This window comes from uncultured Caldilinea sp. (assembly GCF_937128415.1).
Lineage (GTDB): Bacteria > Chloroflexota > Anaerolineae > Caldilineales > Caldilineaceae > Caldilinea.
Genome location: NZ_CAKZMJ010000067.1, coordinates 92,422 through 109,078, shown reverse-complemented (window position 1 = coordinate 109,078; position 16,657 = coordinate 92,422). Strand labels below are relative to the sequence as shown.

Annotated in this window: 14 protein-coding genes; 7 read left to right on the top strand and 7 right to left on the bottom strand. The window is 64.2% G+C overall.

Annotated features, from left to right (window positions below; translation table 11 throughout):
* Window positions 1-10 precede the first annotated feature (10 nt).
* The 7 genes from Q0367_RS12030 (at window position 11) to Q0367_RS12000 (ending at window position 7,908) form a co-directional block, all read left to right on the top strand.
* Window positions 11-163 (top strand): hypothetical protein, encoded by a 153-nt coding sequence (locus Q0367_RS12030; protein WP_298982492.1) that lies wholly within the window; start codon window positions 11-13, stop codon window positions 161-163.
* The gene (locus Q0367_RS12025) at window positions 99-1,343 is read left to right on the top strand and encodes a Gfo/Idh/MocA family protein (protein ID WP_298982490.1); all 1,245 of its coding nucleotides are present in this window, start codon (window positions 99-101) and stop codon (window positions 1,341-1,343) included. Before Q0367_RS12030 ends, Q0367_RS12025 begins: the two co-directional genes overlap by 65 nt.
* Before the next feature lie 2 nt (window positions 1,344-1,345).
* Window positions 1,346-2,560, top strand: coding sequence for an anhydro-N-acetylmuramic acid kinase (locus Q0367_RS12020; protein WP_297640778.1), 1,215 nt, complete (start codon window positions 1,346-1,348; stop codon window positions 2,558-2,560).
* Between the two features lie 165 nt (window positions 2,561-2,725).
* The gene (locus Q0367_RS12015) at window positions 2,726-3,658 is read left to right on the top strand and encodes an ROK family protein (protein ID WP_297640695.1); all 933 of its coding nucleotides are present in this window, start codon (window positions 2,726-2,728) and stop codon (window positions 3,656-3,658) included.
* Window positions 3,659-3,716: 58 nt separating this feature from the next.
* A complete protein-coding gene (msrA, locus tag Q0367_RS12010) occupies window positions 3,717-4,268 on the top strand; it encodes a peptide-methionine (S)-S-oxide reductase MsrA (RefSeq protein WP_297640697.1) in 552 nt (183 codons plus the stop codon).
* Window positions 4,269-4,339: 71 nt separating this feature from the next.
* On the top strand, window positions 4,340-5,167 hold the full coding sequence (locus Q0367_RS12005; RefSeq protein WP_297640698.1) for a sugar phosphate isomerase/epimerase: 828 nt from the start codon (window positions 4,340-4,342) through the stop codon (window positions 5,165-5,167).
* Between the two features lie 44 nt (window positions 5,168-5,211).
* Complete coding sequence (locus tag Q0367_RS12000) at window positions 5,212-7,908, top strand: glycosyl hydrolase-related protein (protein ID WP_298982487.1); 2,697 nt, start codon at window positions 5,212-5,214, stop codon at window positions 7,906-7,908.
* Window positions 7,909-8,238: 330 nt separating this feature from the next.
* On the opposite strand, the gene Q0367_RS11995 is transcribed toward Q0367_RS12000, so the two are convergent.
* The 7 genes from Q0367_RS11995 to Q0367_RS11970 all read right to left on the bottom strand — a co-directional run bounded on the left by Q0367_RS11995 (window position 8,239) and on the right by Q0367_RS11970 (window position 16,657).
* Window positions 8,239-11,451, bottom strand: a complete 3,213-nt coding sequence (locus tag Q0367_RS11995; RefSeq protein ID WP_298982485.1) for an alpha-mannosidase — start codon at window positions 11,449-11,451, stop codon at window positions 8,239-8,241.
* Between the two features lie 164 nt (window positions 11,452-11,615).
* On the bottom strand, window positions 11,616-12,887 hold the full coding sequence (locus Q0367_RS11990; RefSeq protein WP_298982483.1) for a pentapeptide repeat-containing protein: 1,272 nt from the start codon (window positions 12,885-12,887) through the stop codon (window positions 11,616-11,618).
* Window positions 12,884-13,813: an ABC transporter ATP-binding protein gene (locus tag Q0367_RS11985; RefSeq protein WP_297640705.1), complete on the bottom strand. Its 930-nt coding sequence runs from the start codon at window positions 13,811-13,813 to the stop codon at window positions 12,884-12,886. The genes Q0367_RS11990 and Q0367_RS11985 overlap by 4 nt, the downstream gene beginning before the upstream one ends.
* 92 nt (window positions 13,814-13,905) lie before the next feature.
* The gene (locus tag Q0367_RS21110; protein ID WP_363325862.1) at window positions 13,906-14,118 is read right to left on the bottom strand and encodes a type II toxin-antitoxin system HicA family toxin; all 213 of its coding nucleotides are present in this window, start codon (window positions 14,116-14,118) and stop codon (window positions 13,906-13,908) included.
* Window positions 14,115-14,366, bottom strand: a complete 252-nt coding sequence (locus Q0367_RS11980) for a type II toxin-antitoxin system HicB family antitoxin (RefSeq protein WP_297640707.1) — start codon at window positions 14,364-14,366, stop codon at window positions 14,115-14,117. The genes Q0367_RS21110 and Q0367_RS11980 overlap by 4 nt, the downstream gene beginning before the upstream one ends.
* Before the next feature lie 24 nt (window positions 14,367-14,390).
* Complete coding sequence (locus tag Q0367_RS11975) at window positions 14,391-15,401, bottom strand: ABC transporter ATP-binding protein (protein WP_297640709.1); 1,011 nt, start codon at window positions 15,399-15,401, stop codon at window positions 14,391-14,393.
* Entirely contained in the window at window positions 15,398-16,657 is a 1,260-nt protein-coding gene (locus tag Q0367_RS11970) for an ABC transporter permease (RefSeq protein WP_297640710.1), read from the bottom strand. Before Q0367_RS11970 ends, Q0367_RS11975 begins: the two co-directional genes overlap by 4 nt.

Genomic DNA, 16,657 nt, shown 5'->3' with positions numbered 1-16,657 from the left:
AAGAAGGTGGATGATGTCGAAACCGGTTGAATTGGTTGTCATCGGCGCAGGTTCGCGTGGGGCCAACGCGTATGCTTCGTATGCGCTGCGTCACCCGGATGAAGTGCGCATCGTCGGCGTGGCCGAACCCGATCCGACGGCAGCGCCTGGCCGAGGCGCATGACATCGACGACAGCCGTTGCTTCGTCACCTGGGAGGATTTGATCGCCGCCGGACAACTGGCCGACGGTGCCATCATCGCCACCCAGGATCAGATGCACGTCGAGCCGGCGATTGCAGCCATGGAGGCGGGCTACGACGTGCTGCTGGAAAAGCCGATGGCGCACACGCTGGAAGGCTGCGTCCGCCTGGTGCAGGCGTCGGAGCGCACCGGCCGCGTGCTGCAAATCTGCCATGTGCTGCGCTATGCACCCTTCTGGCGCAAATTGCACGAGATTCTGGACTCAGGCGCCATCGGCGAGATCGTCACCGTGGAGCACCGCGAAAACGTCGTCTACTGGCACATGGCGCACAGCTTCGTGCGCGGCAACTGGCGCAACAAGGCGCTCTCCAGCCCGATGATTCTCGCCAAATGCTGCCACGACTTCGACATCCTGGTTTGGAACCTCAAGCAGCCGGTCGTGCGGCTCTCCTCGGTCGGCTCGCTGATTCACTTCCGCAGCGAAAACGTGGGGCCGGAAATTCCGGCGCGCTGCACCGACGGCTGCCCGATCGAGCCGGAATGCCCCTTCTCGGCGATCGCCATCTATCTTGACTACGAACGCACCATTCCCGATGCGCGCCAGCGCCTGGCCGCAGCCGGCCTGGACCCGGACGCCCCCAACATCTGGCCTTTCATCACGATCTCGCCCGACGTCAGCCGCGCCGGACGAAAACAGGCGATTGAGACCGGACCCTACGGCCGCTGCGTCTATCGCTGCGACAACGACGTCGTCGATCATCAGACGGTGCTGATGGAGCTGGAGAACGGCGCCTCGGTCACGCTGGTCATGCACGGTCATTCCAACCAGGAGCACCGCTCGATGCGCTACGACGGCACCAAGGGCACGCTGCGCGCCCGTGCGGTGGAGCCGGGCGAGATCGAGATCAACATCCACGGCGGCAAGACGGAAACCATCCGCGTGGACACGGCTGCAATGGGGCACGGCGGCGGCGATGAAGGCATCATGCGCGACTTCGTGCGCGTGCTGCGCGGGGAAATTGCGCCGCTCACCACCGCGCGCGTTTCGCTGGAAAGCCACCTGCTCGCTTTCGCAGCCGAAGACGCCCGCCTGAGCCATCAGGTCATCCACATGGCCGACTATCGGGCGCAGGCGGAGGCGTTGACGCAGGCGCTGAGGTGAAGATGCGCGTCGCCGGGCTGATGAGCGGCACCTCCGCCGACGGCGTCGATGTGGCGATCGCAGACATCACGGGGTTGCCTTCACCGCAGGGCGAAGGCGTGCATATACAGATGCTCGCCTTCGCCACCCTGCCCTGGCCGGAGGCGGAGCGCGCGCTAATCTTCGACCTCTTCGCCGGACGCGGGACGCCCGCCGATCTCTGTCGCGCCAACTTCCGCCTCGCCGAAGTCTTTGCAGACGCGGTGCAGCGCGTGGCGGCGGACGCCGGTCTTCCGCTCTCGAGCCTCGATCTCATTGGCAGCCACGGACAGACCCTCTGGCACGATGTGGCCGGCGACGGACGGGTGACCAGCACCTTGCAGATCGGAGAGCCAGCGGTGATCGCCGCACGCACGGGCGTGACGACGGTCGGCGACTTTCGCGTGGCGGATGTGGCCATGGGCGGCCAGGGCGCGCCGCTGGTGAGCATCTTCGACTGGTTGCTGCTGCGGCCGCCGCCTGACCTTCACGGCGTTGCAGGCGGCTGGCGCGCCGTGCAAAACATCGGCGGCATCGGCAACGTGACGTTTCTGCCGCCGGTTGACCTGGATGCAGCGCCGTTGGCCTTCGACACCGGCCCCGGCAACGTGCTGATCGACTGGGCTGTGCGGTTTGTCAGCGGCGGCGAACTGACTTACGATCAGGACGGCAGGCTCGCCGGCCAGGGGCGGGTGATCGAACCTTTGCTAATGCGGTGGCTCTCGCATCCCTACTTTCATCAGCCGCCGCCGAAGACGACCGGCCGCGAGCTTTTCTCTGTACAACTGGCGGAAGCGATGCGTAGGGAGGCGGAGGCGATGGGCGCAAGGCCGGCGGACTTCGTCGCCACCGTGACCGTCCTGACGGCGGCCAGCATCGTGGACGCATATGCCCGTTTTGCGCCTGGCCCCATCGCCGAGGTGGTTGTGGCCGGCGGCGGGGTGCACAATCCTGTGTTGATGGCGGCGTTGCGCGCCAGGCTGGCGGTGCAGTTCGGATGGGAAGTTCCGCTTATCCCACACGACGCGCTGGGCTTCTCCGCCGACGCCAAAGAAGCGCTGACTTTTGCTTTACTGGCGTATCTGTGCGCGCATGGGCTGCCGGGCAACGTCCCTGCGTGCACCGGCGCAAAGGAAGCGGTCGTGCTGGGCAAAATTGCGCCGGGAAGGAATTATCGGAGGGTGATATTGGATCTGTAGGGGCGGCTCGCAGCCGCCCATTTCGGCAGACCCGTGAGATTGCGAAGTGAACCTACAAAAAGCAGCTATGAGCTGCGTCTGGTTCATCAAAGGCGCTCCCGTAGGGTGTCGCCTCTGGCGCAATCATGGGGGCTTAACGAGAGGGTCTACGGAGTGGCCGGAAGGATGATCACAATCGGCATCGACGGCGGCGGCACGAAGACGCGCTGCGTGGCCGTCAACGAAGAAGGCGACGTGCTGGCGACGGTCACCGTCGGCTCCACCAACATCAACGCCGTAGATCACGCCACCGTGCGCGAGCGGCTGGCGGAAGCCGTGGTGACGGTGCTCTCCCAGGCCAGCGCCGAGCCGGGCGAGGTGGCCGCAATCGGCCTGGGCATGTCCGGCGTGGGGAGGCCGGAGGATGCGCGCAGGGTGCGCCAATGGGCGTCGGAGATGCTGCCGCGCGCCTACGCCTACGTCGATCATGACGCCGCAGCGGCGTTGGCGAGCGGCACAGGCGGCGACCTCTACGGCGTCGTCGTCATCAGCGGCACGGGAATGATCGTCTTCGGCGTGGATGACCAGGGGCGCAGGCGACGCGCCGGCGGTTGGGGACCGATCCTCGGCGACCCCGGTGGCGGCTTTAGCATCGGCGCAGCGATCCTGCAGTCGATCACGGCGGCGACCGATGGCTGCGGGCCGGCCACGGCGTTGACCGCGCGCGTGCTGGCGCATCTGAAGCTGAGGGAAGTCAACGACCTGATCGCCTGGACGTACAATCAGAGCGGCTGGGCGCACGTGGCTGCGCTGGCGCACCTGGCCGAGGAGTGCGCCGCCGAACGCGACGAGGTCGCCTATCACATCCTCGCCTGGGCCGCCGATAATTTGGCGTTGCGGGCCGAGACGGTGATCCGCGGGTTGGGCCTGGAGCGCGAGCGCTTCCCGCTTGTCCTCGCCGGAGGCAACCTGACGCACGGCGACCTCTTGCGTCATCTGTTGACGTTGCGCCTGGAAGAGGTTGCGCCCCAGGCCGAGGTCGTCACGCCTCACCTGGATGCTGCGGTCGGCGCTGCGCTGCTGGCCCTCAAGCAGGCGTGGAAGGAGAAGAGAGAGTGAGGAGAGGCGAGACCGTCCACTTTTCGGGATCTTTACGGTGAAAGAGAGGAGCGAGCGCATGAGCAACGAGCAGAAAACTTTGGAAGTCGCCACGCTCGGCGGCGGCTGCTTCTGGTGCCTGGAGGCGGTCTACAGCGAGCTGCAGGGCGTGGAGCAAGTGGTCTCCGGCTACGCAGGTGGGCATGTCAGGAACCCAACCTATCGTGAAGTGTGCAGCGGCGCCACCGGCCATGCAGAGGTGGTGCAGATCACCTTCGATCCCTCGGTGATCAGCTATCGCGATCTGTTGCGCATTTTCTTTACGATTCACGACCCGACGACGCTCAACCGTCAGGGCGCCGACGTGGGGACGCAGTATCGGTCGATCATTCTCTATCACGACGAGACGCAGAAGCGGACGGCGCTGGAGGTGATGGAGGAGGTGACGCGCCAGGGGCTGTGGCCGAACCCGATCGTGACCGAGCTGAAGCCTTTCGACGCCTTCTATCCGGCGGAGGAGTATCATCAGCGCTACTTTGCGCGCAATCCGTTGCAACCCTACTGCCAGGTCGTGATTGCGCCGAAGGTCGCCAAGTTCCGCAAGCAATATTTCGAGCGGCTGCGGCGGTGACGGCTTAAGGATAATTCAAAGATTCTCTTCACCCGCAACAAGCAACACGCAACCCAACAAAGGATCGCCCCATGATTACGATTTCATTTATGTCCGCCAACTATGTGGCGCGAGAGCTCAACTACCACATGACCGAAGGCTGGAAGCAAGGCGACGAGGCCACGCAAGCCTACTTCCGGCCCCTGATCACCTACAGCCGGCGCTTCGACGCGTTGATCGCCGAGATCGCCGAACTGGGGTTCACCGCCGTCGACATCTGGCTGGCCCATCTTCACTACGCCTGGGCGACGCGGGAGCACATCCGCATTGCGCGCACGACGCTGGTGCGCCATCGCATGCAGGTCGTCAGCACGGCGGGTTGGTTCGGCAACACGCGCGCCGAGTTCGAGAAAGCCTGCTGGCTGACGCGCGAGCTGGGCGCGCCGGTGATGGGCGGCAACTGTGCATTGCTCGTCAACGACCGCGCCTGGATGGCCGACACGCTGCGCCATTACGGCCTGAAGTTCGGCTATGAAAACCATCCCGAAAAGTCGATTCAGGAGATGCTCGACAAGGTGGGCGACGGCGACGAAGACGTGATTGGCTTCTGCGTGGACACCGGCTGGTTCGGCACCTATGGCGTGGACGCCGTGGCCGCCCTGCGCGCAGTCGGGCCGCGTCTCTTCCACGTGCATCTTAAGGACGTCGTTGCGCCGGGCGGCCATAAGACCTGTCAGCTCGGGAAAGGCGTCGTGCCGGTGGTCGATTGCGTGCGCACGCTGGTGGAAATGGACTACAAGGGCGCCATCAGCATCGAGCACGAGCCGGAAGACCGCAATCCGAACGAGGAATGCGTCGCCTCTCTAGCGTTGGTGAAACAGGTGCTGAAGGAAAGCATGAAAACACCTGCGGGCCGATAAGGTGAGAATCTAACGATTCACGATGACGAAGAAAGCTCCCTGCCATGACGAAAATCGAAACGCTCTATTTCATCCATCACAGCCACACCGACGTCGGTTACACCCATGATCAACCGATCGTGTTCGACCTGCACGAGCGCTTCCTGACCGAGGCGCTTCTGCTCGCCGAGCGCTACGCCGACCGTGACAGCGACGCCGCCTTTCGCTGGACGGTCGAGAACACCTACGTGCTCGAACGCTGGCTTCAGCGCGCCTCCACCGCCGAGATCGAGCGCTTCCAGGCCATGGAGCGCGCCGGACGCATCGAAGTCACGGCCATGTTCGCCAACATCACGCCGCTCTACGACACCGACGAGCTGATCGAAAGTCTGGAGCGCGTCGACCGCCTGCGCCGCGACTATGGCTTCACCATCACCTCGGCCATGAACTGCGACGTCAACGGCGAAAACTGGCCGCTGGTGGACCTCCTGCTCGACGCTGGCGTCGAGGGCTTCACCATGGCCATCAACACCCACTTCGGCGGCGCGCCGCTCGATCGCCCCGATCTCTTCTACTGGCAGGGGCCGAGCGGACGCTCCATCCTGGCGTACAGCGGCTGGCCCTATGACCAGGGCTGGCGCTATGGCGTCGGCCGCAGCTTCGATGACTTCGAGCGCGTTTGGTGGCCGCGTGTGTTAGAGCGGCTTGACGCCATCAACTATCCCTTCCCGATCGTGATGGTGCAGAGCTTCCACCCCTTCGGCGACAACGGTTCGGCTTTCGAGGGCTTTGTCCCCTGGATCGAGCAGTGGAACGCTTCCGGCAAAGCGCCGTACATCAAGCTGGCAACTCCGCGGCAGTGGTGGGCTGCAGTCAAAGCCTACGCCGACCGTCTGCCGACCTATCGAGGCGACTGGACCGATTTCTGGAACTTCGGCTGCATCAGCAGCGCTCGCGAGCAGGCGATCAATCGGCAGAGTCGGCTGCGCCTGCGCACAGCGGACGCTGTGACCGCCGCCTTGCTCGCCGGCGCCAAACAAAACCCGACCGCTGCTCCCACAGAGCAGACTATCGTCCTCGATCCCTGGCTGCAACGCTCCTTTACGCACTATCGACAGGAGGCGTGGGACAGCCTGATGTTGTGGGATGAACACACCTGGGGTGCAGACCTTTCCGTGACCCGGCCCGACAGCGACGACACCGCCAGCCAGTGGAACCACAAGGCGCACTTCGCCTATCAGGCGCGCAGTCTCAGCCTGCTCTTGCAGCGCGATGCACTGGCGGCGCTGGCCCGGCAGGTGCATCGCGAGCGGCCCGACGACCTGCTGCTCTTTAACCCTCTACCCTGGCCGCACACCTTCGCCGGCGACGTCTCCGAGTGGGTGCTCAAGCCGCGCGGCGCACCGGAGGACTCGACCTCCGGTCGTCATTTCCAGGATCGAGAGTCAACGCGACGCCGCCCCGATATGCCCGGCGTCCAGGACGAGTTCACCGACCTGCTCACCCCGCGCACAGCGCTGCCGCCGACCGTGGCGCCGGCCTTTGGTTACGTCGTCGTGCCGCGTAGCCGGTTGACGACCTACTCGCCCGCCGACCAGTTGATGGAGGACGACGTCATCGAGAACGCTTACCACCGCCTCACCTTCGACCTGGAGCAGGGCGGCGTCATCCTCTGGCGCGATAAGCGCCTGGCGCGCGAATGGGTGGACGGCGACGCCGGCTATCGATTCAATAGCTTTGTGCACGAGGAGGTGGCCGACCTCGACCATCCCTGGCCGCGGCATCGTCTCTTCCAGATGAAATGGGATTCGGAGCATGTTGAGCGACCGCGGGGCTGGAAACGCGGCTGGCGGGCGCGACGACGCACGCCGACCCGCGTCCTCACCCACAACGTCTATCGCACGCCCGCCGGCCTGCGCGTGGTGCAGGTGTTGGAGGCGCCCGGCGTCGAGGGAACCCTCATCCAAAGCGTTTTCCTGCCCGATTACGCCGAATGGGTGGAGTTCCGCGCTGCCTGGCATATGGGGCTGACCACACATCCTGAGGCGACCTATCTGCTCTATCCGTTCAACCTGCCAGGCGCCACCCCGCGCCTCGATTTGGGCGGCCAGGCCATAATCCCAGGCGTAGATCAGATTCCCGGCGTCTGCTACGACTATTTCACCGTGCAGAACTGGGTCGACTTCAACAACGGCCGTTACGGCGTGCGCATCGCCATGCCGGAGAACCCAATGGTGCAGATCGGCGACTTCCACTTCGGCCACAATCAGGCCGAGTTCACCTTCGACCGGGCGATGTTGCTGGGCTGGGTGACCAATAACTACTGGGAGACCAATTTCCGCGCCCATCAACCGGGGCTGGTGACAGCGCGCTATCGCATTGAACCTTATGCTGGGAGCTTTGATGAAGCGCAGGCGCATCGCTTCGGGCTGGACGCCGCCTGGGACGGTCTGCTGCTCCAACACCTCGGCGAACCGACGCCGGCGACGCCCTGGCCGACGAGCGGCTCGCTGCTATCGCTGCCGCAGCCGCCGGTGCTGACGCTGCATCTCAAGCCGGCGCATGGGGGCGGCGTGCTTGTGCGCCTGCTCAACGCCGGCGATTCGTCGCAGGTTGCGCGCATCGGTTCCGGCCTGCTCACCGTGACAGCCGCCCAACGCTGCGATCTCTTCGGTCAACCTGTGGAAGATCTGCGCGTACACGACGGGAGCGTAGAGGTTGCGCTGGCTCCGCGCCAGGTGACGACCGTTCGCCTGTTTTGAGAAACCGTCAATCAAAGACGCGGCGCGGCTTGGGTGGGCCCTCACCCCCTGACCCCCTCTCCCAACCTTGGGAGAGGGGGAGAAGGGAACACCGTAGGTGCGGCTCCCAGCCGCACGTCCTCGACAGACACATTCGCCGTGGAAAAACCGAGGTGGCGCTGCTACGAGCAGCGCCTACGGAGCAATGATGATTTTTCGTAGGTGCGGCTCGCAGCCGCACGTCCTCGATGGGCCCGTGCGGGCCCTCACCCCCTGACCCCCTCTCCTAACCTTGGGTGAGGGGGAGAAGAGCGCCGCACGCCTCCTCGTTTGGTTGATTCCGGCGAACCTCTACGCCGGAATCAACCGCAGCGTCACGATCTCGAAGGGACGAATGGAATAGCGCACGCGATTTCCCTCGACGGAGAGCGCCTGCTTCTCCTCCTCCAGGAGATTCGTGCGCATGGCGGCCCGCAGCGGAAAACTTGTCGTCAACGTGATCGGCCCGCGACGTCGCTGCGTGTCATACAGGCGCACGATGATCCCGTTTCCATCCTCCGCCCATTTCACCGTCTCGATAATCACGTTTGGCGCATCGCAGACGACAAGCGGAGCGTTCGTCCCTTTTGCACTTCGTCCTGCGCTCTTCCGTGCAATCAGCGGGTCGTTGAGCGCGTAGGCGGCGCGCACTGTGCGTTCATCCCAGCCGCCGGCGTGCGGCAAGATGCTGTAAGCGAAGGTGTGATGGCCGAGGTCTGCGGTGGGATCGGGCGAGCCAGGGCCGCGCAGCAGGCTGATGCGAATGACGTTGTCCTTGATGTCGTGGCCATATTTACAGTCGTTGAGCACGCTGACGCCGTAGCCGCCCTCGCTTAGATCGACCCACTTCTGCGCGCATGTCTCGAAGCGCGCCCAGTCCCAGCTTGTGTTCCAGTGCGTCGGTCGCTCGGTGTTTCCCCACTGGATTTCGTAGGTGGCCTTGGGGCTGAGCACATCGACCGGGAAAGCCACCTTTAGGAAGATGGCCCGCTCTCGCCAGTCAATATCGGTGACGACGTCGATCTGCGGACTGTTGTGGCGGAGGCTGATGCGTTGCGTATAGTCGCTGCTGAGGATGCGCCGCTTGATCTCCAGCGTGGCGCGCAGCGGCCCCGCCTCGATCACTCGAATCGAGCTGGCGGGATCGGCCAGCCACATCTTGTCCCGCAGGAAGATATCCACGTCCCAGGCGTCCCAGTTGAGCGGCCGATCCTCGTGCGCCTGGAACTGGTTGGCGACTGCGCCGGCGGGCAACACCTCGCGAGCATTCACCTTGTCGTAGATGCGCGTGATGTCGCCGTCGGCGTTCAGTTCCACGCGCACGAAGGCATTCTCCAGCCGATTAGGCGTCACCTCCAACAGGCCAGGCTGCGGCGCAGGCGCAGCGGATGCGTCCGCCCTCAGCGGCGTCGTCGAGAAGGGCGGCAGCTCGCCGGCGTCCAGCAGCAGCCCGCCGTCGACCGCCTGCACGACGACCGTTCGCCCGTTGGCCGTCAGCGTCGGCGGCCCTTGCGTTTCCTCTTTCGCCAGCGGCAAAAACGCCAGGTCGTGGCGCGCAAAGCTTGTCGGGTTGACGACGACGCCCCAGGCGTCGGTCGGCGTCAATGCGGCCAGCGCCTCCTCGATCACGCCCTCCGCCATGCGGCGAATCTCGGCGTATTGCGCCTGCGACTCGACATAAACCGGCGCAATCGAGCTGCCGGGAATGATGTCGTGGAACTGGTTGAGACAGACCAGCTCCCAAGCTTTGCGCAACGTCTCCTGCGGGTAGGCGTAGTCGACGGCGGTGAGACGCGCCAACGTGGCCAGGAACTCGGCGTCGTGGAGCAGAAATTCGCTCTTGCGGTTGGCGCGCTTGTTGCGGCTTTGGGTGGTGTAGGTGCCGCGGTGCAGCTCCAGATACAGCTCGCCGTTCCAGGTGGGCAGCCGGTCGCCCGCCTCCGCCTCCATTTTGCGGTAGAACTCGATCACTGAGCCGTTGCGCATCCTGGGCAGGCCGGGGAAGTCGGCCATTTCACGAATGTTTTCGAGCATCTCGCGCGTGGGGCCACCGCCGCCGTCGCCGTAGCCGAAAGCCATCAGCAGCGTATGTTGCAATTCTTTTTGCTGAAAATTTTGCCATGTCCCTAGATTTTGCGCTGGCGTCGCCATGGCGTTGTAGGTGCTGGCGTATGCGCCGAAGTCGGGCGTGGTGCTGAAGTGGGTGAGCACCTTGGTGCCGTCCAGCCCCTGCCACCAGAAGGAGTCGTAGGGCAGGCGGTTGTACTGGCTCCACCCGATCTTGATGGTGAAGAAGTACTCCAGCCCGGCTTCTTTGATCAGTTGCGGCAGGTTCCAGGCGTAGCCGAAAACGTCGGGCAGCCAGAGCACGGGCGATTCTGCGTCGGGGCCGAAGTGTTGACGGAAGAAGGTGCGCCCCAGCAGGAACTGTCGCGCCAGCGACTCCGGCCCGCTCAGGTTGCAGTCCGCCTCCACCCACATGCCGCCGATCGGCTCCCAGCGGCCCTCCGCCACGCGCTGCTTGATGCCCTCGAAAAGGGCGGGGTAGTCCTTGCGCACGTAGTCGTAGAGCTGGGGCTGGCTCTGCGTGAAGTGGTATTCAGGGAACTGCTCCATCAGCCGCAGCACGGTGTGGAAGGTGCGGCCCGCCTTTTGCCGCGTCACGCCCAACGTCCACAGCCAGGCGACGTCGATGTGCGCATGACCCGTGCCGATCACTTCCACATCGAGCGCCGGCCCCGCCTTGGCGATGCCCTCCTTGAGGATGGCGTGGGCGACGGGCACACTGGCGTAGAAATCGTCGCCGAACGCAACAGCGTCGGTCGGAACGATGGAGAGATTTTCCAGGTTCTGCACGGCCGGGCTGCGCGTGTCGAGCGCTTTGAAGGCAGCGTCAAGCGCGTTGAGCAGATGGCCTTTGGCGGGGTGGTCGTCGTCGAGCCGGTTGGCCGTTTCCAGCGCCACGCGCACGGTGACCAGGAAGTTGCGCGTGGGCTGGTCGATAAGCACGACTTTGCATGGCCGCATGAAGAGCGCTGGCGTGCTCGGATTCACCGCCGCGCCGAAGAGGCCGCTCCAGCCGTACAGGTCGAGCAGATGTTCGGCGCCGTCGCGCCACTGCGCGGGCAGCAGAATTTCCTGGTGATGGCGGTCGCAGGCGGCGTAGGCCACGCCGTCGATGTAGGCGAGCGCCTCTGGATGGCTGAAATCGCCCGACTCGCCCAACGGCAGATAAAGCGCAACAGGCGCGTCGACGGGCCAGTTTGCGGGCGCAGTGAAGGTCGTGCTTAACATAAAGTTGGTGTAGCGTTTACCCCAAAAAGTGTTGGGTTCGATCACCCGCCAGCCGCTGCGGTCGACCTCTGGGCCCACGAGCGGTTTTGGCGGCTCAAAGCCCTCCGGCTCCAGCTCGCAATAGCGAAAGGCCGGCAGCTCCACGCTGCGACGGTAGACCACCTGGCTTGCTTCGAGCAGCTGCAGGCGACGGGCGATCTTTTCTGCGGTCCAAAATATTTTGTGATACACGCTTGTCACTCCTTATGGCGGATTAAAATCATGAGGACGCGACGGCGTGAAGTGAGCGGATGCCGAGACTTCTGTTCCGTCGCGTCTTGGTGATAGATTGAATTGCGCATCCCAGTTTCATTATATGAGACCCCGTATTCTCCGGGCAATCTCCGGAAGTCGCCCTAAGGCAGCCGTGCGCCGTCGAGATTGGCGCCGGTCAGGTTCGTTTGCGCCAGAGTCGCCCCGCGCAGGTCGGCGTGGCGCAAGTCGGCGCCGCTGAGATCCGCGCCTGTAAAGTCGACGCCGGCAAGGTTGGCCCAGGCGAGGCGGGCCCCGCGCAGGTCGCGCTGTGCAGCGCCGTTGTTGACCACATCATGGATCAGCCGTTGCGCCGGGTCGATGACGGTGTGATCGTCCAGCATCGCGCCGCGCCAGTTGACCAGCCGCAGGTCGGCCAGCGTGAGGTTGGCCCCGCGCAGGTCGGCTTCCGTCAGCAAAGCTTCTTGCAGCGCCGCGCGCCGGAGGTCGGCACGGCGGAGATCGGCGCCGTCGAGCCGGGCGTAGCGCAGATCGGCGTCGGTGAGGACGGCGCCGGTCAGCGTCGCGCGCGTCAGGTCGGCGGCGCGCAGATATGCGCCTGCCAGCCACGCTTCCGACAGGTCGGCGCCGGCGAGCTGTTGTTCGCGCTCGACCGTGTTGACCACCTGCCAGACCAGCCGCCACTTGGGCGCGATGCGCGTCCGTTCGTCGAGTCTCGCCTGTTGAAAACGGACAAACGCTAGGTCGGCGTCGCTGAGGTCGGCGCCGGCGAGCTGCGCGTTGCGCAGGTCGGCGCGGCGCAGATCGAATCCTGCCAGCCGGGCCTCGCTGAGGTCGGCGTCGCGCAGGTCGGCCTCCGCGAGGGAATCGATCGACTCCGGCGCGTTGAGGATGCGCCAGACCAGCCGCCACTTGGGTGCAAGCTGCGTATTCTCGGTCAGAAGGGCGCCGTGCAGCCGGGTGTGCGTCAGGGAGGCGGCGGTCAGGTCGGCGTCGCTCAGGTTGGCCGCGGTGAGGTCGGCCTGATCCAGGCGCGCGCCTCGCAGACGCGCGCCGGCGAAGTTCGCATTAGCGGCGCGAGCCTGGAGGAGCGTCGCCCCGGTCAGGTTGGCGCGGCTGAGATCGGCCTCTGCGAGCGATGCGCCGCTGAGGTTGGCGAAGGAGAGGTCGGCGCCGCTCAGATCGACCCCGTCAAGGAAGGCGCGGCTGAAGTTGGCCTCGCGCAGGTCGGCGTTGCGCAGGGTCAGCCCGCTCAGGTTGCCGCCGCTGAAATCCTGGCTGCGACAGGAAGGAGGACAGACGGCGAACAGATTGCGCACGCCCAACACCCAGGCAAAGTAGGCGATCAGGAAAAGCAGCGGCGTCCCCAGCGCCAGCCAAAAATAGCGTCGTTCCTGTCGTTCACGCGTGGTCACCGGACGGTTTCACGTTCAGGGGCGTAGAGGTAGCAGGCGGCCTCGTGCCCGGCTTCGCCGACCGGGTAGAGCGGCGGCGCCTTCTCCAGACAATGATTCATGCGATAGCGGCAGCGCCCGTAGAAACGGCAGCCGCTCGTGACGCTGGTGCGCATCTGTTCGTCGTCCAGCGTGGAGATCTCTTCGCCGCCCCATTTGACGGTGGGGTCGGGCACTGGGATCGAGTCGATCAGCAACTGGACATAAGGATGCTTCGGATTTTCGATCACCTGCACGGTGGCGCCGCGTTCAGCCACGGAGCCTTGATAGAGCAGGTGAATGTTGTCGCCGATCTGGTAGGCGGTGGAGAGATCGTGCGTGATGTACAAGAATGAGATGTTGTATTGGTCGCGCAGGCGCAGCATGATGTCGAGAATCATGGCGCGCAGCGAAGCGTCGACCATCGAGACCGGCTCGTCGGCGACGATCAGCCTCGGCTTCAGCATGTAGGCGCGCGCCACCATCATGCGTTGGCGCTGGCCCCCACTGAGCTGATGGGGGTATTTTTCCAGCACTTCCTCTCCGCGCAGACCGACGACGTTGAGCGCCTCTTCGATCATCTCGCGCGCCTCTGCCTTCGAGCGAGCGAGCTTGAAGTTCTTGATCACCAGATCGAAGATGTGCTTGACCCGATAGAACGGGTTGTAGACGGCGTAAGGGTCCTGAAAAACCGCCTGCACCTCGCGGCGATACTCCATCAATTGGCGTCCATCCATGGCGCCGACGTCGACGCCTTTGTAGAAAATCTGTCCGCTGGTGGGTCGGATAAAGCCGAGCACCAGGTTGGCGAGCGTCGTCTTGCCGCTGCCGCTTTCCCCGGCGATCGTGGTGATGGTCGCCGGTTTGGCGGCGATGGTCAGGTTGAAATCCTGCAGCGCAACGGTCATGCGGCTCTTTCTGAAGAAGCCGGTTCCCCCGTAGATTTTGGTTACGTTTTTGATTTCGAGTAATGGCTGGGACATTGCGATTCGTAATTTCACTATTTGATGGGGCCGAATTCCTCTCGGCTGATTCCAAGTTGACGGATGATGCTCCGCACTGTGCCCGGCGCAAGGTCCTTTGCACCCCAATCAGGGGCCGACGCAACTCGACGAGTGGCTGGATTGTACCAGAAGCGATGGCTGCCCTTTGCCTGACGTAGCTCTTCACAGCCCAACTCGCGTAATCGCCTGGCCAACTGCTGATATTTCATGCTGCAACGAGCACTTCGACGGTGTCAGGCGACGTCGCCTGGGCGATGCGCAGCGTTTCAGGAGGTTCAATACCGAGCTCTTGCCAGGCTTCGAGCAGCCCCTGAAGAGCCTCTTGTACATTGTGGGTGATTTCTTCCGGTGTGGCGCCTTCCGTAACCAACCCTGGAACGTCAGGGCTGGTCACGGTGTAAACTCCGCTTTCTTCGTTCAATTCAAGCGTCAATCGAATCTTGTACATTGCACTCATGTCTGTCAGTTTACAGGGTCGAACCTATTCATACAAGTGGCATGCTACATAATGCTCCGGCTTGATTTGGCGCAATTTCGGTCGTTCCACTCGGCAGACTTCCATGACCTTGGGGCAGCGCTCCTGGAAAATGCAACCTGGCGGCGGGTTGCGCAGGTCGTGGGTCAGCCCTTCGGTCAGTTTGAGCGGCTTGCGCTCTTTGATCGACGGAATCGACTCGATCAGCAGTTGCGTGTAGGGATGAAGCGGCTCGGCGAAGATGGCTCGCACCGGCGCCACTTCCACCATGTGGCCGGCGTACATCACGGCGATGCGGTCGACGAGCTGCGCCTGCAGACCCATGTCATGGCCGATCAGAATCATCGACATATCCATGCGCTCTTTGACGTCCAGCAGCGTCTGCCCAACGACGCGCTGCACCACCACGTCGAGCGCGCTGGTCGGCTCGTCGGCGATGATGAGCGAAGGATGCAGCGCGATCGCCATAGCGATGCAGACGCGTTGCTTCATGCCGCCGCTCAGCTCGTGCGGATACATGTCATAGACGCGACTGGGCAGGCCCACCATCGCCAACAGGTCAAGGATGCGCTGTCGGAGCTTGTCTTTGGGCTGCTTGCCTTCGTGCGTCACGATCGCTTCGGCGATCTGCGAGTGAATGCGCATGACGGGGTTCAGCGAGTTCATGGCGCCCTGTGGGATGAGCGCCAGCGTGTTCCAGCGCACCTGACGGAGTTGCGCTTCGTTGAGTTTCACCAGGTCAACGCCGTCGAGCAGCACCTGACCGCTGACGATGCGCCCCGGCGGCTGCACCATGCGCAGGATCGCCATCGCCGTCGTGGTCTTGCCGCAGCCTGACTCTCCGACGAGGCCAAGGATTTCGCCTTTGTAGACGTGAAAGCTCACGTCATCGACGGCGCGCACGTCGCCGGTGGGCGTGCTGTAATAGACTTTGAGGTTCTTGACTTCCAACGTGATCTCGCGGCCGTCGGCAGCTCGTTGCCCCGGGCCCAAGCGATATTCCATCTTGACGCTCATGCGGTCACCTTCCGTCCGCGCAGACGTGGATTGGCGATTTCATCCAGGCCGACCGTCATCAAGAAGAGGCCGGAGAAGACGATCACCAGGGCGACGATCGGGACGCCCCACCACCACCACATGCCGCGCAGGATGGCGGCGGCGCTGATGGCGTAGTAGATGGTCATGCCCAGCGTGGGGATGCGCGTAGGGCCAAGACCGAGCACTTCCAGACCGGTGGCGGCCAGGATGGCGGCGGAGACGTTGCCCGTGAAGCTGGCGGCGATGTAGGGCAGCATATTGGGCATCATCTCCAGGAACATGATGTGAAATGCGTTGGCGCCGGAGATGCGCGCCATCTGTACATAGCCGCGCTCGCGCATGCTCAACACCTGGGCGCGGATCAGGCGCGTCGGCCCAGGCCAGGCGAAGAGCGCCAAGAGCAAGGCCATGGTCTCGATCTGAAGGACTCGGACGTAGGCGCCGATGACAATGAGCACGGCCAGCGCCGGGATCACGATGACGGCGTCGGAGATGGTGCGGATGACGGAATCGACCCAGCCGCCCAGATAGCCGGCCGTAAAGCCCAGGATGACGCCGATCGCCATGCCGATGCTGGCGGCGATCAGGCCGATGCGCAGTGAGCGCGGCGCGCCGACCAGCAGCACGGCCAACATGTCGCGCCCGCTGCTATCGGTGCCGAGCGGATGCGCCCACGTCGGCGTGCCGAAACGCGCATAGGCGGCGGCGCCTACAGCCTGGCGCGGCTGTTGGGTCTGTCCAGCGGTGGTGGCCGCTGCAGCGCTCTCCGTCGCTCGCGGTGTGGCGAACGGGTTTCCCCCTGTGAGCGAGCTGCGGGCGGGCGTCGCAGCCGGTTGGGCTTGTTCGGCGGCGGGGGTGCGCGCAAAGGGATTGCCGCCCGTGATCGAGCGGCTGACCGCCGGCGCCGTTGGCGCTGGCGGTGCACTTTCTACAGCCGGCGTCGCTGCTGTGCGCGGGCGCAAGGCTTCAACCTGTTGAACCGCCGGCTTGTCCGTCTCGGATGCGTAGCCGGGCGCCCAGGGCGGCGGCAGGTTGAGCGGCGACGAGGCCGGCAGCGCCAGCCGCGTGTCCCAAAAGAGCTGGCCGACCGGCCCCAGCAGCATCACGAACAACACCATGGAAAGGCCGACCAGAAATTTGGCATTCAACCACGGCGAATCCCAACGGTTGAGCCGAAATCGCTTGCGCGCCTGAGGTTGGGCGCCGGTGGTGACGCGTTGAGCCGTCGTCGTCAT

Excerpts from the sequence above, each read along its gene's own strand:
- Q0367_RS12030 (WP_298982492.1), top strand. The coding sequence starts at position 11 with ATGATGTCGAAACCGGTTGAATTGGTTGTCATCGGCGCAGGTTCGCGT.
- Q0367_RS12025 (WP_298982490.1), top strand. The coding sequence starts at position 99 with ATGAAGTGCGCATCGTCGGCGTGGCCGAACCCGATCCGACGGCAGCGC.
- Q0367_RS12020 (WP_297640778.1), top strand. The coding sequence starts at position 1,346 with ATGCGCGTCGCCGGGCTGATGAGCGGCACCTCCGCCGACGGCGTCGAT.
- Q0367_RS12015 (WP_297640695.1), top strand. The coding sequence starts at position 2,726 with ATGATCACAATCGGCATCGACGGCGGCGGCACGAAGACGCGCTGCGTG.
- msrA (WP_297640697.1), top strand. The coding sequence starts at position 3,717 with ATGAGCAACGAGCAGAAAACTTTGGAAGTCGCCACGCTCGGCGGCGGC.
- Q0367_RS12005 (WP_297640698.1), top strand. The coding sequence starts at position 4,340 with ATGATTACGATTTCATTTATGTCCGCCAACTATGTGGCGCGAGAGCTC.
- Q0367_RS12000 (WP_298982487.1), top strand. The coding sequence starts at position 5,212 with ATGACGAAAATCGAAACGCTCTATTTCATCCATCACAGCCACACCGAC.
- Q0367_RS11985 (WP_297640705.1), bottom strand. The coding sequence starts at position 13,813 with ATGACCGTTGCGCTGCAGGATTTCAACCTGACCATCGCCGCCAAACCG.
- Q0367_RS21110 (WP_363325862.1), bottom strand. The coding sequence starts at position 14,118 with ATGAAATATCAGCAGTTGGCCAGGCGATTACGCGAGTTGGGCTGTGAA.
- Q0367_RS11980 (WP_297640707.1), bottom strand. The coding sequence starts at position 14,366 with ATGAGTGCAATGTACAAGATTCGATTGACGCTTGAATTGAACGAAGAA.
- Q0367_RS11975 (WP_297640709.1), bottom strand. The coding sequence starts at position 15,401 with ATGAGCGTCAAGATGGAATATCGCTTGGGCCCGGGGCAACGAGCTGCC.
- Q0367_RS11970 (WP_297640710.1), bottom strand. The coding sequence starts at position 16,657 with ATGACGACGACGGCTCAACGCGTCACCACCGGCGCCCAACCTCAGGCG.